General features: G+C 50.6%; 11 protein-coding genes and 2 pseudogenes. 10 read left to right on the top strand and 3 right to left on the bottom strand.

Annotation, left to right across the window (positions count from 1 at the left end; translation table 11 throughout):
- Positions 1 to 153: 153 nt before the first annotated feature.
- Together RDN79_RS03625 and RDN79_RS03620 are read right to left on the bottom strand one after the other, a co-directional pair.
- The gene (locus RDN79_RS03625) at positions 154 to 3,780 is read right to left on the bottom strand and encodes a discoidin domain-containing protein (protein WP_298553981.1); all 3,627 of its coding nucleotides are present in this window, start codon (positions 3,778 to 3,780) and stop codon (positions 154 to 156) included.
- A gap of 206 nt (positions 3,781 to 3,986) precedes the next feature.
- Positions 3,987 to 4,799 (bottom strand): KilA-N domain-containing protein, encoded by an 813-nt coding sequence (locus RDN79_RS03620; protein ID WP_298553979.1) that lies wholly within the window; start codon positions 4,797 to 4,799, stop codon positions 3,987 to 3,989.
- A 202-nt stretch (positions 4,800 to 5,001) separates the two neighbouring features.
- Between RDN79_RS03620 and RDN79_RS03615 the strand changes: the two genes are divergently transcribed.
- From RDN79_RS03615 to RDN79_RS03575, 9 genes and pseudogenes are all read left to right on the top strand, one after another.
- Positions 5,002 to 5,859: a GLPGLI family protein gene (locus RDN79_RS03615; RefSeq protein ID WP_298553978.1), complete on the top strand. Its 858-nt coding sequence runs from the start codon at positions 5,002 to 5,004 to the stop codon at positions 5,857 to 5,859.
- Between the two features lie 19 nt (positions 5,860 to 5,878).
- Positions 5,879 to 8,371: a carboxypeptidase regulatory-like domain-containing protein gene (locus tag RDN79_RS03610; protein WP_298553976.1), complete on the top strand. Its 2,493-nt coding sequence runs from the start codon at positions 5,879 to 5,881 to the stop codon at positions 8,369 to 8,371.
- Between the two features lie 86 nt (positions 8,372 to 8,457).
- Positions 8,458 to 8,664: a helix-turn-helix transcriptional regulator gene (locus tag RDN79_RS03605; protein ID WP_298553974.1), complete on the top strand. Its 207-nt coding sequence runs from the start codon at positions 8,458 to 8,460 to the stop codon at positions 8,662 to 8,664.
- Positions 8,661 to 8,888: a HipA N-terminal domain-containing protein gene (locus tag RDN79_RS03600; protein ID WP_298553971.1), complete on the top strand. Its 228-nt coding sequence runs from the start codon at positions 8,661 to 8,663 to the stop codon at positions 8,886 to 8,888. Before RDN79_RS03605 ends, RDN79_RS03600 begins: the two co-directional genes overlap by 4 nt.
- Before the next feature lie 229 nt (positions 8,889 to 9,117).
- Positions 9,118 to 9,630: pseudogene (locus tag RDN79_RS03595) on the top strand (ATP-binding cassette domain-containing protein); the annotation flags it as partial.
- A gap of 524 nt (positions 9,631 to 10,154) precedes the next feature.
- Complete coding sequence (locus RDN79_RS03590) at positions 10,155 to 10,649, top strand: DUF3836 domain-containing protein (RefSeq protein ID WP_298553965.1); 495 nt, start codon at positions 10,155 to 10,157, stop codon at positions 10,647 to 10,649.
- Positions 10,650 to 10,775: 126 nt separating this feature from the next.
- A pseudogene (locus RDN79_RS03585) lies at positions 10,776 to 11,629 on the top strand (hypothetical protein).
- A 35-nt stretch (positions 11,630 to 11,664) separates the two neighbouring features.
- On the top strand, positions 11,665 to 12,777 hold the full coding sequence (gene pdxB / locus RDN79_RS03580) for a 4-phosphoerythronate dehydrogenase PdxB (RefSeq protein WP_298553962.1): 1,113 nt from the start codon (positions 11,665 to 11,667) through the stop codon (positions 12,775 to 12,777).
- Positions 12,778 to 12,795: 18 nt separating this feature from the next.
- A complete protein-coding gene (locus tag RDN79_RS03575) occupies positions 12,796 to 13,995 on the top strand; it encodes an MFS transporter (RefSeq protein ID WP_298553959.1) in 1,200 nt (399 codons plus the stop codon).
- A 10-nt stretch (positions 13,996 to 14,005) separates the two neighbouring features.
- Here RDN79_RS03575 and RDN79_RS03570 read toward each other — a convergent pair whose 3' ends face one another.
- Positions 14,006 to 14,857, bottom strand: coding sequence for an AraC family transcriptional regulator (locus tag RDN79_RS03570; protein WP_298553956.1), 852 nt, complete (start codon positions 14,855 to 14,857; stop codon positions 14,006 to 14,008).
- Between the two features lie 155 nt (positions 14,858 to 15,012).
- On the opposite strand from RDN79_RS03570, the gene RDN79_RS03565 reads away from it, so the two are divergent.
- Entirely contained in the window at positions 15,013 to 16,203 is a 1,191-nt protein-coding gene (locus RDN79_RS03565; protein ID WP_298553953.1) for a DUF4925 domain-containing protein, read from the top strand.
- Positions 16,204 to 16,207: the final 4 nt, after the last annotated feature.

Here is a 16,207-nt window from a genome sequence, read left to right as displayed (position 1 = left end):
ATTTTTTCTATGGCAGGGTCATATCAGAGGGGATATGACGGGTATCATCCCCCCGGATATGACAAGTGCTATCACCTCGGATATGAGGGGGCATATCAGGGAAGATATGACGCCCCATATCAGAAGGGATAGCACTGATCTGTTTGTAATCTGTTATTTTACATTATATCCGGAAATAACCACCTTTCCCTCATTTCCTCTGGTATCTTCGTCTTTCCAGCTCATACGGACTTCCTTCTTCTCGCCCGGAAGCAAAGAGAAGTAGTTGTCGGAATAGAATACCGGCAGAATCTGCTGGCCGTCTTTACCGCCAACGACATTCAGGCGGATCATCAAGGCCGGAGCAGAAGTCTTGTTTTCGATAACGGACACGGCGCTCCAGGTTCCGTCTGCATTCTTATCCACTGTAGTAGTAGATTCCAAAGCGACTTTCGGCAACTGCTGCAAATCCTGGTAGTTGTTCTCTTCCAGGCTGCGGTGGTAGAAGTTGTCGGAGATGACTTTGCCATCTTCGGTCAGCGTCATCTTGATGAAATGGACCTTCGACAAGTTCTCCGGGAATTCCAGCTTGATACACTTGTCGGTCGTATCTTCATTGCTGTCAACAGTCGTTTCCTTTTCCCAGGCTACGGATGCATCCATATTCAGGATCTGTACTTTTGCCGTCAGGCCCTTATGCGTACCGGCGCTGTAGTTGACCACTTCCACCTCGTCCGTTGCCGGATTCCACTGGATATGCAGCGGCTCGGAAGCCTTCTTGATAGCAAAATAGGCGGCAGTCGGTTCGAAATAATAATCATACGTCTGCCATACCATTGAAGGCCAGCAGGAATGGCTCATCCACATCAGCAGACCTTTGCGGTTCTGGCTTCTGGACTCGAACAGGCTGCGGTGGCCGTCGTAGTTCACCCACTGGGCCAGGCAGGCAAACTCTTTCGCACTCTGCGGTTCGCCATATCCTTTCGCGATGATCTCGTTGAAAGAAGTGCAGCCCTGTGCCCCTTCGCGGGTATAGTCGTGCATGCCCCATTCGTTATCCTGCGGCCAGATTCCTTCCGGCGAGAAGGTGCGGAGCATGCTTTCGTAGGTCATGACGTTCGGCATGCCTCGTTCGCTATGAAACTTATCGTTGCCGGTCTTCAGCGTGAAATATTCTTTTGCCGGAAGCATACGGTACGGGCCGTGGCCGCTCACCACATCATCGGCCGAGCTGGAGATATAATGGATATCCGGATGGTCTTCCTTGATGATACGGCGCAACGCCTTGTCGATCTGTTCGGGCGGGAATCCTTCGTTACGTCCGCAATAGATTCCGATAGACGCATGGCTGCGAATCCGTTTCACATAATCTTCCGCATTGGCGATAAACATTTCCGGGTAATACGGATCAGGTCCGTCGGCCGGGTTAGCCAGCCAGAAGTCCTGCCAGATCATGATACCGTGGCGGTCGCAAGCCTCATAAAGCTCCTCGTCGCCGATCATGCCGACCCAGTTACGCATCATCGTAAAGTTCATATCGGCATGGTAAGCCACGGCGATATCATATTCACGGCCGCGATAGTTCAGGTTCGATTCACCGAAGCCCCAGTTACCGCCCCGGCCGATAAAGCGACGGCCATTGATAAAGAGACTCAGGATATGATTATCCTCATTGAATGTCATCTGGCGGATACCGACTTTGAAGTCTTTCGCATCCGAGACCTTACCATCCACTTTAAAAGTGAAGTTGGCATCGTAGAGGTTCGGCTCACCATACCCTTTAGGCCACCACAAGCGCGGGTTTTCCATCTTCAATTGCGGGAAGTCCTTGACATCGAAAACGACCGTCTTCTCTTCTCCCGCCGCCAGGGAAACAGGTTGCTGGAATGTGATATCTCCGACCTTGCCTTCCAACGTACCGTTTACCGTATTGGCATCGTGGTTCTTCACGATCACCTCGGCCGTCAACGTAGCGGAAGTCGTATCGGGCAACGGCAAGACAGACGTAACAAGCGGATCGGCCACCGTCACCTTCCCGGTTGAGGTCAGGAAGACATCGTTCCAGATACCGATATTACGGCCGCGAACCGTCGGAATCCAGTCCCAACCGATCGTTGCGTGGAAGGTCGGGTTATCAGCCCCTAAGATTCCGCCGTTGAAGTCCGTGCTCTGTTTGTTCTTTTCCTTGATCGCCCCGATATGGTTATTCCGGATGATCTCTACAGCCACCACGTTCTTACCCGGAACAACCAGATCCGTCACATCGAACTTGCCTCGCATAAAGGCGCCTTCGATACGGCCTAATTTTTTTCCGTTCAGATAGACATCCGCTTTCCAGTTGATCCCGTCGAAGTTCAGGAACAGTCGGTCTTGCTTGAATCCTTCCGGCACTTCAAACTCGTCGCGATACCAGAAATTGGACCAGAAGAAGGATTCGGACACCTGCAACTGGTTGTCCGCATAGTTCGGATCAGCAATTGCCCCGATGTTCTTGTAACTGCTCAAGACCGTTCCCGGCACTGTCGCCACGATCCAGTTCTCCGGCTTGAACCCCGGAGTCGAGATCTCTTCACCCGAAGCGGTCACTTCAGAAGCACGCTGCAACTCCCAGTTGCCGCCGGACAAGATAATCTCTCCCTTCGAAGCGGCAGGAGCAGCCACAGGCTGAGCCACCAGTCCGCCTTTCCCCATTACTTCCACTTCGCTTAGGATGTAACGGCTGTCGTTGGCCGGCTGTTGCATCAGGATGCGCACATAGCGGGCATTCTGTTTGCCGTTCAAAACGATTTCATCTATCAGGCCGTCACCACCCGGCAGCTCGGCCGCATCTTTCCACTGCACGGCATCATCCGACACCTGCACTTTTCCTTTGACGGCTTTGTTGATCCAGTGCAACACGACCTTATCGAACTCCGACATGCTGCCGAGGTCCACATACAACCATTCTTCACCCGCAGTCGCACTCATCCAGGCACTGTTGAAGAACTGGGAGGGTTTCATTTCCACTAACCCCCCGTCCTTATCCATGAAATTAGCTTCCGTAAACACCCAATCGTGTGCGCCTGCCATCTTCAGCAGCACGCGGTAATCAGAGTAGGCGTTTTCGGAATTGAAAGTGATCGTTTCATTCAGTTTGCGGACCGGCATGGTTGTTTCTCCCGTCTGTTTGTTCGGGTCGGTCACCACCACCCGTCCGGAGAGCGCCTGACCGGGCAGGCCGCTACCGCTCAGTTTGCCGATTTCCGTCCAGTTCTTTCCGTCATTGGAACCCTGGCAGATGATCTCGTAACCGCCTTTCGACACGTTATCGTCATACACGACCGTCCCTACCAGCGACAGTTTACCGGCCGCTTTGCTATAGTTTGCCAGCGTAAACCGGAAATAGGTATCTTCGCCGGGAAAAGTATTCCGTGAATACGGCCCTTCGTCGATCATCCATTCGCGTTCGCGTCTCGGAACGTCTCCATCGGGAGTCGAGAGGTTCAGGTACTGCGGCTGCTTGTCCGTCACGATGCCGTCCGTCGCCAACTGTGCCACTAAGTTATAGTCATGGCTGGAGGAGGCAAAAGCCGATCGCAACCGGGCAATATTCCGGTAAGTGGAAGGATCCGGAGCCAGAGAAGGTGAAAAATCCTCCTTCGGGTCGCCCGGATACTGTCCGATACCACGCGTATAATAATCAGACCGTTCGAATGATTCGGCCGTAGGGTTTGTTCCGCCGCATCCCCAAAGAAGCAACGATGCCATCGCCGCCCCGCAAAGGGTAAGGACGTTCTTTTTCTGTTTATCCAAAGTCTTCATTTATGAAAGTTTGCTTTATTATTTTGTGCTTTTTGACTACTTAACCCCTTACTTGAAAGAAGTTTGCACAAACTTACGGAAAAAACTACTATTTACATAGGAATCACCGTTTTTTATGTATCTTTGATCCCATATACAGGATTCTTCATGAAAGATTACAGATATTATATTACTTTGCTAAAACAATTCAAATCCAAATAACCAGCCTATTTCAGTAACTTCCTGTTTCCATCATCTTCCAACACTCGCATTTGCTGAATGGCAATCTGATTGAGCTTGACGAGCCGCTCTCCCTGTGGAATGCCTTGGTGGATAAAAACTGCATTGAGGTTTTCCATATTCGAGAGGCAAATGAGTTCGTTTACGGAAGCATAGTCGCGGATATTTCCTTTCAGTTCAGGATTCTGTTCCTGCCACATCTTTGCTGTTATTCCGAACATAGCCACATTCAAGACATCGGCTTCATTGGCATAGATAACGCTTGCCTGTTTAGCGGTTACTTCCGCAGGTATCAGGTGTTGCCGGATTGCGTCGGTATGGATGCGGTAGTTGATTTTAGACAGTTCACGCTTGGCAGTCCAACTAAGTTGTGCCTGCTCCTTTTCTTTCAGATGTTGAAATTCTTCAATTAAATAGAGTTTGAACGGAACACTGATTGCCGTACCAAACTCAAACGCAATATCTTTATAAGCATACGTTCCTCCATAACGTCCTTTCCTAACAACAAGGCCGATGGCATTAGTCCTTTCAATCCATTCCGACGCACTCAATACAAAGCTCGGCAACCCTGCCTGCATTTTAAAGTGGTCGAATTCGACCACTTTAAAATTAGGATTATGAATCATTTCCCACGTACCGAGAAACTCAATCGTATATCGGTTACGCATCCAATTCTTGATAATATCGGCAGCGCGGCTTTCACTATTCTTCGCATTTGCCATGTCTGTAAGCGAGATGTAGTCATTATCATTATATGCAACAACAGTAATCTCCGTATCCTGTACCGTAATTTTTGCCATGTCTTATTTGGTTTAATAGCTACAAAGCTATCTTAAAAACAGGAGAATACAACACTTCCACCCATCTTTTTCGATTATTCTTCCCCAAAGGATAGTAAAGGAATAATCCCTCCGTAATATTTCAGTAATAACTTTAGTCGCTCCGGAGGTTTGCCGTCCGCTACATTTGCGATCAGACAAACACTCTAAAACGATTAAGGTTATGAAACGAATCCTATTATCCGCAGTTCTTTTATTGGCATGCGGAGCTGCACAGGCCCAATTCAATATCCGTGTGTACAACATGAACGAAGTGCTCAAGGCGAAACCCATCGACAAGGTATTGTTCACCGCCCAGTACGAACTCTCCTTCGTCGGCGACACGACCCATGAGGACAGGCATATCGACGAAACGATGATGTTGAAGGTAGGCGCTAAAAGTTCCCTGTTCTACAGCTATGCCCGTTTCCATATGGACTCGCTTATCGAAATAGACAAAGCGACCGGAGCCTCGCAGGAGATCATCAATGAACACATGAAACAAGGCAACAGCCAGGTGAATTACCAGATATACAAAAACTACCCCGAAGGCAAACTGACACAACTCGACCCCATCGCCGCCAGTAATTTCCGTTCGGAAGAAAAGACAGAACTTCCCGTCTGGGAACTGCACCCCGACACGGCAACCCTCCTCGCCTACACCTGCTACAAAGCGACCTGCCGGTTTCGGGGGCGTAACTACGAAGCCTGGTACACCCCGGAAATCCCCCGCAGCGAAGGCCCCTGGAAACTGCAAGGACTGCCCGGCCTGATCCTGAAAGCCTCCGACAGCCGGAAACACTACACCTTCGTCTGCACCGGCATCGAGAAAGCCCACAAAGAGGAAACCATCCTGTTCGCCGGAAGCGAGTACGAACCGATCTCCCGCAAAGACCTGCTCCGGGTGCACGAACGCTTCGCCGCCGACCCGATCGGTTACCTGAAGGAAACCTCCCCCGGTATGCAGATCATCGTCAAAGGGGAAGACGGACAGCCGATACACCCGAAGAACACGCCTTACAACCCGATAGAAAAAGAGTAACAGAAACAAGTACAAAACAATGAAGAGCCTCCTGTATATATCCATTCTCCTGCTCACCGCCTGTAGCCTGTCTGCCCAACAAGTCATAAAGGGGATTGTAACCGATGCCGGAAACGGCCGGCCGGTGGATGCCGCAGCCGTGCAGATACGCAAAGCCGGGCGGCAGTTCCCGCTAACTTACACCCTGACAAAGGCCGACGGAACCTTCACCCTCTCGCTCCACCAGACCGACGACTCGCTATCCGTCCACGTCTCGCTATTAGGATATAAAGCGGTCCGGCAAAAGATCACCAACGGGGCAACGCTCCACATCCGCCTCGAACCGGAAGTTTTCACGCTGAAAGAGGTAGAGATACGTCCGGGGCGCGTCTACGGGCGGCAGGACACGATCAACTACGACGTGTCGCAATTCATCAGCCCGAAAGACGAAGCGATCAAAGACGTACTGAAGAAACTGCCGGGCGTGGACGTGGACGACGACGGGAAAATCTCGTACAACGGGAAAAACATCAGCCAGTTCTACGTGGAAGGAATGGACCTGACGGACGGGCGGTACAACCAACTGACCAACAACCTGCAGGCGGATGCCGTCAAGAGCGTACAAGTACTGGAGAACCATCAACCCATCCGCGCCTTGCAAAAGAAACTGACGACCGAAGATATCGCGATCAACCTCAAACTGAAAGACAACTTCCGCGACCGCTGGATGGGCACGTTGGAAGGAGGCCTGGGCGCTTCTCCCCTTTTGTGGGAAGGCACGGGCAATGCCATACAGATCAGCCGGAATAGCCAGTCCGCCTATATCTATAAAGGGAATAACCGGGGGAACGATGTAACAGACGAACAGAACGTACTTACACAAACAGGAGCCGAAAAGGGAACAGGCCCTTCGATCCCGTCATTCCTTTCGCAGCCCTCCTTTTCCGCACCGCTGAAAAAGGAACGGCTGCTCTTTAACAACGTACATTCCCTTTCCGGCAACCGGGTGTACAAGCTGGACGAAACGACCCAGTTACGCCTCAACACCAACTACCTGCATGATCTTACGCAACAGGAAAGGGGAAGTGTCATCCATTATTACCAGGCCGGAGATACGGCTACCTTGGCGGAACAAAGCAGCACGCACATCCGCACCGACCGGGCGGAGGTGGCGATGAGCCTGGAAAACAACGCCGAAAGCCATTACCTGACAAACGACTTCAACCTTTCCGGAAACTGGGAAAGAGGTACGTCCCGTATCTCCGGCGCCTCGTCGGTCAACCAACGCATCCGGACACCGGACATGGGCATACGCAACTACCTGCAAAACATCCGGACACGGGACAGATACACGCTCGAACTCCGCTCCCTGCTCCGCTATCACAATCTGCCGGCCCGCATTCTGATAGACGGGGACAAGCAGACGTTAAACTTGCAACAGCTTTATTTGGACCATTCACTCGCTTTCCTGCGCAAGAAAAGAAGCCTGACACGGCAATATACAGTCGGCATAACGGGCGATCTCAATTCGATCAGGAACGGGACAAGCCTGTATTTCAAACCGAACTACCAATGGAACCTGCACAAATGGAATCTGACGTTCCATCTTCCGCTCGTATGGACCACCTTCCCGGCAGCCGGCTTTTCCCGGTTGGCTGCCAATCCGTTCCTGTACATCAACTATAAGTTCAACTACGCCTGGCGTTTCTCCATCCATGCCAACTATCACGAAAACTACGGAAACATCACCGACCTGTACCCGGATGCCTACCGCACGGACCACCGCCATTACCGAATGAACAACGGGATCCTGCCGGTGAACCGCACGCAGAGCTATTCGCTGTACGGAGAATACAAAAATACGGTGCGCGAATTCTTCGCCACCCTATCGCTCAACCATAACCGGGGATGGTCCGACCGTATCTTCGAACAGCAGATACAGGACGGGCAAGTCGCCCTTGTCTCCCACCGCCTCTCCAACCATTCTTCCGGATGGACCGTGAAAGGGACGCTCTCCAAAGGCTTCTACGATTACGGGCTGAAGACTTCGCTCACTTATCTTCTTGGCCGTAGCGAGGCGGAACAGTTGAGTGCCGGCGAACGGTTGCCCTACCGATACGATTTCATGCAATACGAACCGAAGATCATCTGGACACCTGTCCGCTGCTTCTCCGCCAGCTACCAGGCCACCATCCACCTCGGCAGATCCTCGATCGGTACGGACACACGCCTCGATCCGCTTCTGAACATCGTCCGAAAGCTCCAGCTCTCCTACGAACTTTTTCCCATAGAGATCAATCTCTCGGCAGACCATTACCATAATGACGTCAGCCGTGGCAAGGCGGTCAACGCTTTCTTCGCCGACCTTTCCTTCCGGTGGAAGACAGGGAACTGGCAATTTGTAGCCGAAGCCACCAATCTGTTCAATAAGAGGCAATACAGCTACACGCAGTATTCCGCCACCGAAAGCTATACCTCCTGGATCGATATTCGCCCGCGGGAATTCAGGGCGTCGGTGCGGTACAAGTTCTGAATGTTAAGACGCAATATATTGCACATTACGCTTGTTTATTCCAAATCCTATACCTATCTTTGTTCAAATATGTAATATATTGCACAATGAGCATCGGTGAACAAATAAAAAAGAGACGCGCTGTGCTGAAGATCACCCAGCAAGATCTGGCAGATTTCTCCGGAATAAGTCTGCGTACTATCATTGCAATAGAAGATAATTCCGGCAATCCTTCCTTATCTACACTATCCAGAATAGCGGATGTATTAGGACTGGAAGTTCAACTGGTACTAAAAGCGGATAGTGAAGGATGAGAAAAGCAGAAGTTTTCGTAAACGACCGGCTTGCCGGTATACTGGTAGAGAAAAGTAAAGGCAGCTATCAGTTCAGTTACACAAAAGAGTATTTGGAAGAGGCCTCTGCACCGGCTGTTTCGCTGACGTTGCCCAAAAGGCAGGAGGCTTATCAATCGGATTACCTATTTCCGTTCTTTACCAATATGCTGGCGAGACGGGCGGATGCATCAGAAAACAAATGAAGAATTCAAGAAAGAATGGACGGGCGTACTGGTTCTCATGGAACCGGAAGAAACATTTCAAAAGGGTAATCAGAAAATAAGTATAACACGGAAGTTCCTGTCGTTATTGATGCCACACAAGAATGTAATGTTCCAGGCTCTATTCGGCGCATTCATATATAGTATTTTGGGATTATCCACTTCTGTATATGTCGGGAAGATAACCGATTATGTCTTGGTGGATAAGAACCTGCGCAGCCGGGTCGGAACCGTACCGCAACAGATCGAGTTGTTTGCCGGAACAATCGTGGAAAACATCGCTGTCGGCGACCTGCATCCGGATATGAAACGGATCGTCGACCTGACCAACCGGTTGGGGTTACAATCTTTCATCGAACGCCTGCCAAAAGGATACATGACGTATATAGGGGAACACGGTGCCTCCCTTTCAGGCGGAGAACGCCAACGTATCGCCATTGCCCGCGCCCTGTACAAAAAGCCGGATATCCTGATTTTCGACGAGGCAACCTCTTCACTCGACTCCATTTCCGAAAAGTTTGTCAAGCAAGTATTGGACGAACTGGCACATGAAGGCAAAACAGTCATCGTCATTGCCCATCGCCTCAGTACGATAAAGGCCGCAGACCGGATTGTCGTCCTCGACCACGGACAGGTAACGGAAACCGACACACACCGCGAACTATGCAGCTCCGGCGGCATCTACAACCAACTCTGGAACGAACAATTCGACATGTTGACGTAAAAGGAGCAGGCACGTTCGCTTTCTGGCAAATTTGAACTAATTTTAGGCACGGATTACACGGATTTCACGGTTTAAATATATTTTGAAAAAACTTCTTGCCGTGTAATCCGTGAAATCCGTGCCTAAAATATAGGTTCAGTTTTTCTTAAACACGAACTTATTGCCATCTATTACTTATTGTACGATTCATTAAAATACCCGTTGGTCCAAATCGAAACACATTACCATGAAAATCGATTTTCATACCCGTGAAAATCGATTTTCCCGCAAGGGTAATATTTTTTAACAAACATACATTTCTACAAAGACCTAATATAGAACAGAATACAAAAACATGCCATTTTAATGAGGTTATTGTACGATTTAATATATTTTCAAAAGCATCAAATCCGCATTTTGCCACTTTCGGATGATGGAGCCGTTAACCTAATGATAACGTAACGATAACATACCGGCGGATATCGTCTGCCTACTTTTGCCATAGATAAAAGAAACAAAGTATTAATCTCAAAAAATAAACGACAATGGATGCAATTACAATCACAGCTGCAATGGTTCTTTCTTTATTCGATACTAATATCGGAGGTAACCAATTTATTTATAACACCGAGTTCAACGACCGGCAAGAAGTATGTGCAAAAACTGTTTTCAAGAAAAACGATGACGGCAATTTCCAAAAGAGACTTCGTTACCGATATGACTACGACTCGCAAAAGCGCCTGACAGCCAAAGAAGTCCAGGCGTGGGATCCGGCATCCGACGAATGGGGAAATGCATATCGCCTGGAATACAAGTACGATTTGACGGAAACAAGCGTCACCTGCATGAAATGGGACAGCCGCACGAACAGCTACTCCGATCAGGAAGACAAAATCATTTATTCGCAATTGGACGAACATGTACTTAGCGTATGCAACTATACCTGGAACGAAAAAGACGAGAACTGGAACCTCGTCAGCCGGATGGCAGCATACGATCCGACTCATGAACTTTTATATACGGATAACCGGATAAAATGAAAAGAGGCGTGTCGATATTGTCAAAATTTTTCATTATCTTCGTTCACAGCTCATGATGTTAATCCGGGTACATGATAAACAGATTATGTACCCGGATTTTAAAACCGAAAATAAGGAGATGACAATATGGCGAACCCCAGATTACCCAATATAACAGAGGCGGAGCAGGAGCTCCTCTATGAGAAGTTGAATGTTTATAACCAGGGAAAAGCCTCTTATAAGGAAGCGGGATGCTACCTTGTGGTTTTACCGAGGGAAGGGCATCCGGACTACAGCCTGTGGTTCTACACGCCTCTGCTCAACAAGCGGTGCATCCTGTTTGTCGAAGATCTGAAACCGGACATTATCCAGTCGCTGCGCATCGTCACTTCCGAATTGTGGTATGCCAACCGACAGATCCTGGTCACGGACTACAATGAGAAGAGGATGTCGACACACGGGGACGACCTGATCGCTTTCGGCAAATACCGCGGACATTTCCTGTATGAGATCCTGCGGATAGATCCGGGCTACGTGAACTGGATCGCCCATAAATACACACCTACCATCCCCAAACAGGAACGTTTCGTCAAGATGGCACAAGCCTACAACTGCGTATATCTGGACAAGATGCTGAAAAAGAAATACCAGCCGCGTCCCACCAGCCGTTTCTTAGGAAAGAAAGGGGACAAGCTGCCCATCTTACCCTGAAAATAACCAAAGTGCGGGTGGAAGACGACCCGTACAGGACCCATGTCGTCGGGACAACCCCGGTCTTCTTCGTCCGCCAGCGCCTGACGGCCATCGATGCGAGCGGCAACCTGGTCAACCTGACCTTCGCCTCCGGCAATCCCAGCCAGGCCTCCGGGCAGTTGCCCTCCCTGGAACATGCTTACCGGCCGGGCGAGGTGCTGCATATCTCTTCGGCACGTATCGCTGCGACATTCGAGAGTTATGGCATACAGTACACGCGGCTGAATTATGTCAAGATTGGAAAATAATCCCTACCTTTGCCTCCTCGAAAAAGGACAGCAAGATGAAAATAGTCGCCGACAATACCGTTCCCTACCTGAAAGGAATCGCAGAACCGATTGCAGAGGTAAAATATCTCACTTCTAAAGAGTTTACACCGGAAAACGTAAAGGATGCAGACGCGCTGATCGTGCGGAGCATAGACAAATGCACCCGCGAACTGCTCGAAGGAAGCCGGGTGAAGTTGATTACCAGCGCCACGATAGGCTTCGACCATATCGACACCCGGTATTGCGACGAGGCGGGTATCACGTGGAAGAACTCGCCGGGATGCAATGCCGTTTCGGTCGCCCAATATGTACTTGCCGGATTGCTCACGATCGCGCTCCGAAAGGGTGAACCCCTACAAGGGAAGACGATCGGGATCGTCGGAGTCGGCCATGTCGGGAAAGAGGTGGAGAAGTTATGCTCGGCCTACGGGATGAACGTGCTCCGCAACGACCCGCCGCGGGCGGAGGCGGAAGGGGAAGACGGCTTCGTCCCGCTGGACACGATCGCCGAGCAAGCCGACATCGTCACCTTCCACACGCCGCTGACAAAGGATGGTCGTTTTGCCACCCGCCACCTGGCAGGAGAAGGCTTCTTCGGCAAGCTCCAACGGAAACCCTGGTTCGTCAACGCATCCAGGGGAGCCGTCCATGACACGGATGCCCTCTTGCATGCCCGGAAAGAAGGCAAGATCGGCGAACTGATCCTGGACTGCTGGGAAAACGAACCCGACATCAACCGGGAATTACTGGGACTGGCCGCGATAGCGACTCCGCATATCGCCGGTTTCTCGGCGGACGGGAAAGCCAACGGCACGCGTATGTGTCTGGAAAACATCGAAAAATACTTTCAGGTGAAGATCGGAAAGATCGCCGAAGTGGTTCCGCCTGCACCCGGAAATCCGGTTATCGACCTGGACCGGTTTACAGGAGACCGGATCGGACAGGCGATCCTGACCTGTTTCAACCCGCTTGCCGTTGACCGGGCGTTGCGGGAAAATCCCGACCGGTTCGAATGGTTCCGGGCAAACTATCATCACCCGAGGGAATACCAGGCATACACAATCGTCCATGCGACTCCGGAAGAAGCCGGACTGCTCCGAAGATTGGGGTTCGAGGTCCAACAATAACACAAACCAAACGGAACAATGGGAAAAGACAAACTTATTTCACCCAGTTTCTGCTATATCTTAGCAGCCAACTTTTTGCTGTTCTTCGCATTTTATCTGATATTGCCGGTCCTGCCGTTTTACTTGCAGGACCAGTTCGATGCGGATAAATCGATGATCGGCTTTATCCTGTCGTGCTATACCATTGCCGCCCTTTGCATCCGTCCGTTCTCCGGATACCTGCTGGACACATTCGCCAGACGGCCGTTGTACCTCTTAGCCTACTCCGTCTTCATGGTCATCTTCGCCGGATATATGATCGCTAGCCTGCTGAGCATCTTTATCGCGCTCCGCATCTTGCACGGTTTCGCCTTCGGCATGGTGACGGTGTCGGGCAATACGATCGTGATCGACATCCTGCCCTCCTCCCGCCGTGGCGAGGGGATCGGCTATTACGGGCTGGCAAACAATACGGCCATGAGTTTCGGGCCGATGACAGGGCTGTTCATGCACACCAGCTTCTCCTACGAAACGATTTTCGCCTGCTCGCTCCTCTCCTGCCTCCTCGGATTCATCATGGCCTATCTGGTAAAGACACCGCAGAAGCAACCGGTAAAGAAGGAACCGATCTCGCTGGACCGTTTCTTTTTAGTGAAAGGCACTTGGGCGGGTATCTCTTTGCTGCTGCTCTCCATTCCCTACGGCATGACGACCACATACGTGGCCATGTATGCCGATGAAATCGGGATTTCCGTCAATTCGGGATTATATTTCACCTTTATGGCGATCGGTCTGGCCGTCTCGCGCATGTTCTCCGGACGGCAGGTCGACAAAGGGAGGATCACGCTGGTCATCTCGTTGGGAATGTATCTTGCCGCCGCCAGCTTCTTCGGGCTGGCAGCTCTGGAAAGGCTGATGCGGTGGGATCCGGCTTTCACCTCTTATCTGTATATCGGGATCGCCCTTTCGCAAGGAGTGGCGTTCGGCACGATGTTCCCGGCTTTCAACACCCTGTTCGTGAACCTCGCTCCCAACAGCCAACGGGGAACAGCGACTTCCACCTACCTGACCAGTTGGGATGTGGGGATCGGGATCGGACTGATGATAGGCGGAAGCATTGCGCAGGCATTCGGGGGATTCAACTATGCTTACCTGTTCGGGGCATGCCTGACAATTCTTTCGACACTGTTCTTTTTATTAAAAGCAGGGCCGCATTTCAATCGGAACAAATTGAGATAGGAAACGCGGCTCAACTGTTACGGTACTCCAGCGGCGACATTCCCACGTAGCGGCGGAAATATTTGTCGAAGAAAGCCACATTGCTGTACCCTAACCCGATAGAGATTTCCTTTATCGGGAGATTCGTTGATTTCAGTTGGGCTTTGGCGTCCATTATCACGACGTTGGCAATAATATCGAGGGCCGTCATCCCGGTCGTCTTTTTGATCACGTAGCAGAAATGGGGCAAGGTGATCCGCAGCTTTCCGGCATAGAAGGAGGCGCTCCGCTCTTTCGTATAATATTGCCAGACAAGCTGCACGAACTCGCGGGCGATCTCCTTGTCACGGCTCAGAACCGGTTCTTTCCAGGTATTGAACTTCTTGTACATATTGACCACTCCCTGGATCAGCAGGTCGAGGACCGGTTTCAGACTGTCGGTAAAGAGGATGGAGTCAGGATCGTTGTCCGCCCGTACCAGCAGGGAGAAAAAATCCTTATAGATAGCGGCGGCATTAGCGGACAAAGGGACTACCGGATTCTCGATGATCGTAACGATCAGGTTGGAGATCGTCCGGATAAAATTGATGCTTTCCAGGAAACGGGAAGAGAAAGCGACGAAACAGACCTCGGCATCTTCCGACACTTCATGGATCTGGATAAAGGTATTGGGCAGCAAGGTGATGAAATCGTTCGCCTGCGCCGTATATTCATCCAGGTTTATCGTCACACGGATCGTCCCCCGCGTACAAAAGGCAAACACGCCCGCTTTTATCTTGCAGGGAAAAAGCCCGTACATGTTCAGGATATCGCCCGTAATACCATCGCCCACGATAAAATCCTTCGGGATATCGAATTTAGGCAAGTCAACGTCTATCTTCATACAACACCGTTTTGTTGTTTCAAAAGTAGTAAAATATGCTTAGTCTGCCTAATAATCTTAAAAATAGAATATTTATTCCCAAACATAGAGATTGTTTAACTCAAACTTAAGTCTGTTCTTTGTATTATCCAATAGTAGGACTAAAAACGAAATATATGAATAGAAAATCGATATGCCGTTTCCTTTCCGCCATGATGCTGACTATCCTCCTGATATCCTGCAATGACGATAATGGGCATGACAGCCTTTCCCCGGCGGAACTGAGCGGGATCTACTCTAACAAACTAAGCGTCCCGGCAAACGGGGACTCCCTTATCCTGAGCTACAACGGGAATACATTTATCGGAAAAGACGTGGCATTTAAGACGGATGACGGGAAAACCGCACATATCATTCTTAAATATGTACTACCGCACGATACAGAAACGGCCCTTGCCGACATTCCCCTGACGACGGCAAACGGCGGCTATTCCTTTAGTGGGAACGCAACGGCAACAACCGGCACTACGTTTCGTTACCAGGGAAGCATACAGGCTAAAAGACTGTTTTTGGAACTGTCGGACATCACGATTCCGGAGAACCGGTTGACGGCGAACGGGACCTGGCATGTCGCCCACGAAAATGCCTCTTATTATAATGTGGACAACGGCAGCATGCAGACGATGACCGGAATGCTGTATAACCTGGTAGGCGGCAAGCTGGTCAGCAACCTGATCAGTTCCGTGCTGAACGATCTGGCCTTCCGGGCGGACGGAAACATCATCGCCCGCTATGCTCCCCTGCCCGATTCGGTCCGGATAGGAAACCTGATAGGCAATTATGTCAAACACCCGGCAAACGACTGGGCCGCTTCGCCTTCCAACTTAGCGACTTATCACGTGGAGAGCAATGCATCCTTATATGTAATCCCGCAAGTCGACATGATCATCCGCCAAGTGATGGTAAACAAACAGACGAAGGCCGGCTCCGGGGATAGCTCCATGGAGAACGCGCTACTGGCGGCCTACCGGAAGATCAACGCCTGGTCTACCACCGGTATCAAAATGACGATCCGCGAAAGCGAAGACCCGGCAAAAGGCGATCTCATCCTGCTCCTCGACAAACCGGAAATACAGGAGCTGTTCGCCCTGCTGGACATCGTGAAGGTCTTTCTTCCCGAAGAGACGCTTAACACACCTGTCACGGACCTGATCGGCGACCTGATCCCGCCCCAGTTCGCAAGTATCGCAGGCATACTCCTGCAAGGAAAGACGCTCGGCGCGATCCTGGACCAGTTGAGCCGGGAGTTGAACGCAATTCCCATCGAGATCGGCATCTATTTATACAAGGACAAACCTGTCAACTAAAAGC

Source organism: uncultured Parabacteroides sp., assembly GCF_902493135.1.
GTDB lineage: Bacteria > Bacteroidota > Bacteroidia > Bacteroidales > Tannerellaceae > Parabacteroides.
This window is presented reverse-complemented; position numbering and strand designations above follow the sequence as displayed.

Coding starts and splice junctions, on each gene's coding strand:
- RDN79_RS03625 (WP_298553981.1), bottom strand. CDS start 3,780: ATGAAGACTTTGGATAAACAGAAAAAGAACGTCCTTACCCTTTGCGGG.
- RDN79_RS03620 (WP_298553979.1), bottom strand. CDS start 4,799: ATGGCAAAAATTACGGTACAGGATACGGAGATTACTGTTGTTGCATAT.
- RDN79_RS03615 (WP_298553978.1), top strand. CDS start 5,002: ATGAAACGAATCCTATTATCCGCAGTTCTTTTATTGGCATGCGGAGCT.
- RDN79_RS03610 (WP_298553976.1), top strand. CDS start 5,879: ATGAAGAGCCTCCTGTATATATCCATTCTCCTGCTCACCGCCTGTAGC.
- RDN79_RS03605 (WP_298553974.1), top strand. CDS start 8,458: ATGAGCATCGGTGAACAAATAAAAAAGAGACGCGCTGTGCTGAAGATC.
- RDN79_RS03600 (WP_298553971.1), top strand. CDS start 8,661: ATGAGAAAAGCAGAAGTTTTCGTAAACGACCGGCTTGCCGGTATACTG.
- RDN79_RS03590 (WP_298553965.1), top strand. CDS start 10,155: ATGGATGCAATTACAATCACAGCTGCAATGGTTCTTTCTTTATTCGAT.
- pdxB (WP_298553962.1), top strand. CDS start 11,665: ATGAAAATAGTCGCCGACAATACCGTTCCCTACCTGAAAGGAATCGCA.
- RDN79_RS03575 (WP_298553959.1), top strand. CDS start 12,796: ATGGGAAAAGACAAACTTATTTCACCCAGTTTCTGCTATATCTTAGCA.
- RDN79_RS03570 (WP_298553956.1), bottom strand. CDS start 14,857: ATGAAGATAGACGTTGACTTGCCTAAATTCGATATCCCGAAGGATTTT.
- RDN79_RS03565 (WP_298553953.1), top strand. CDS start 15,013: ATGAATAGAAAATCGATATGCCGTTTCCTTTCCGCCATGATGCTGACT.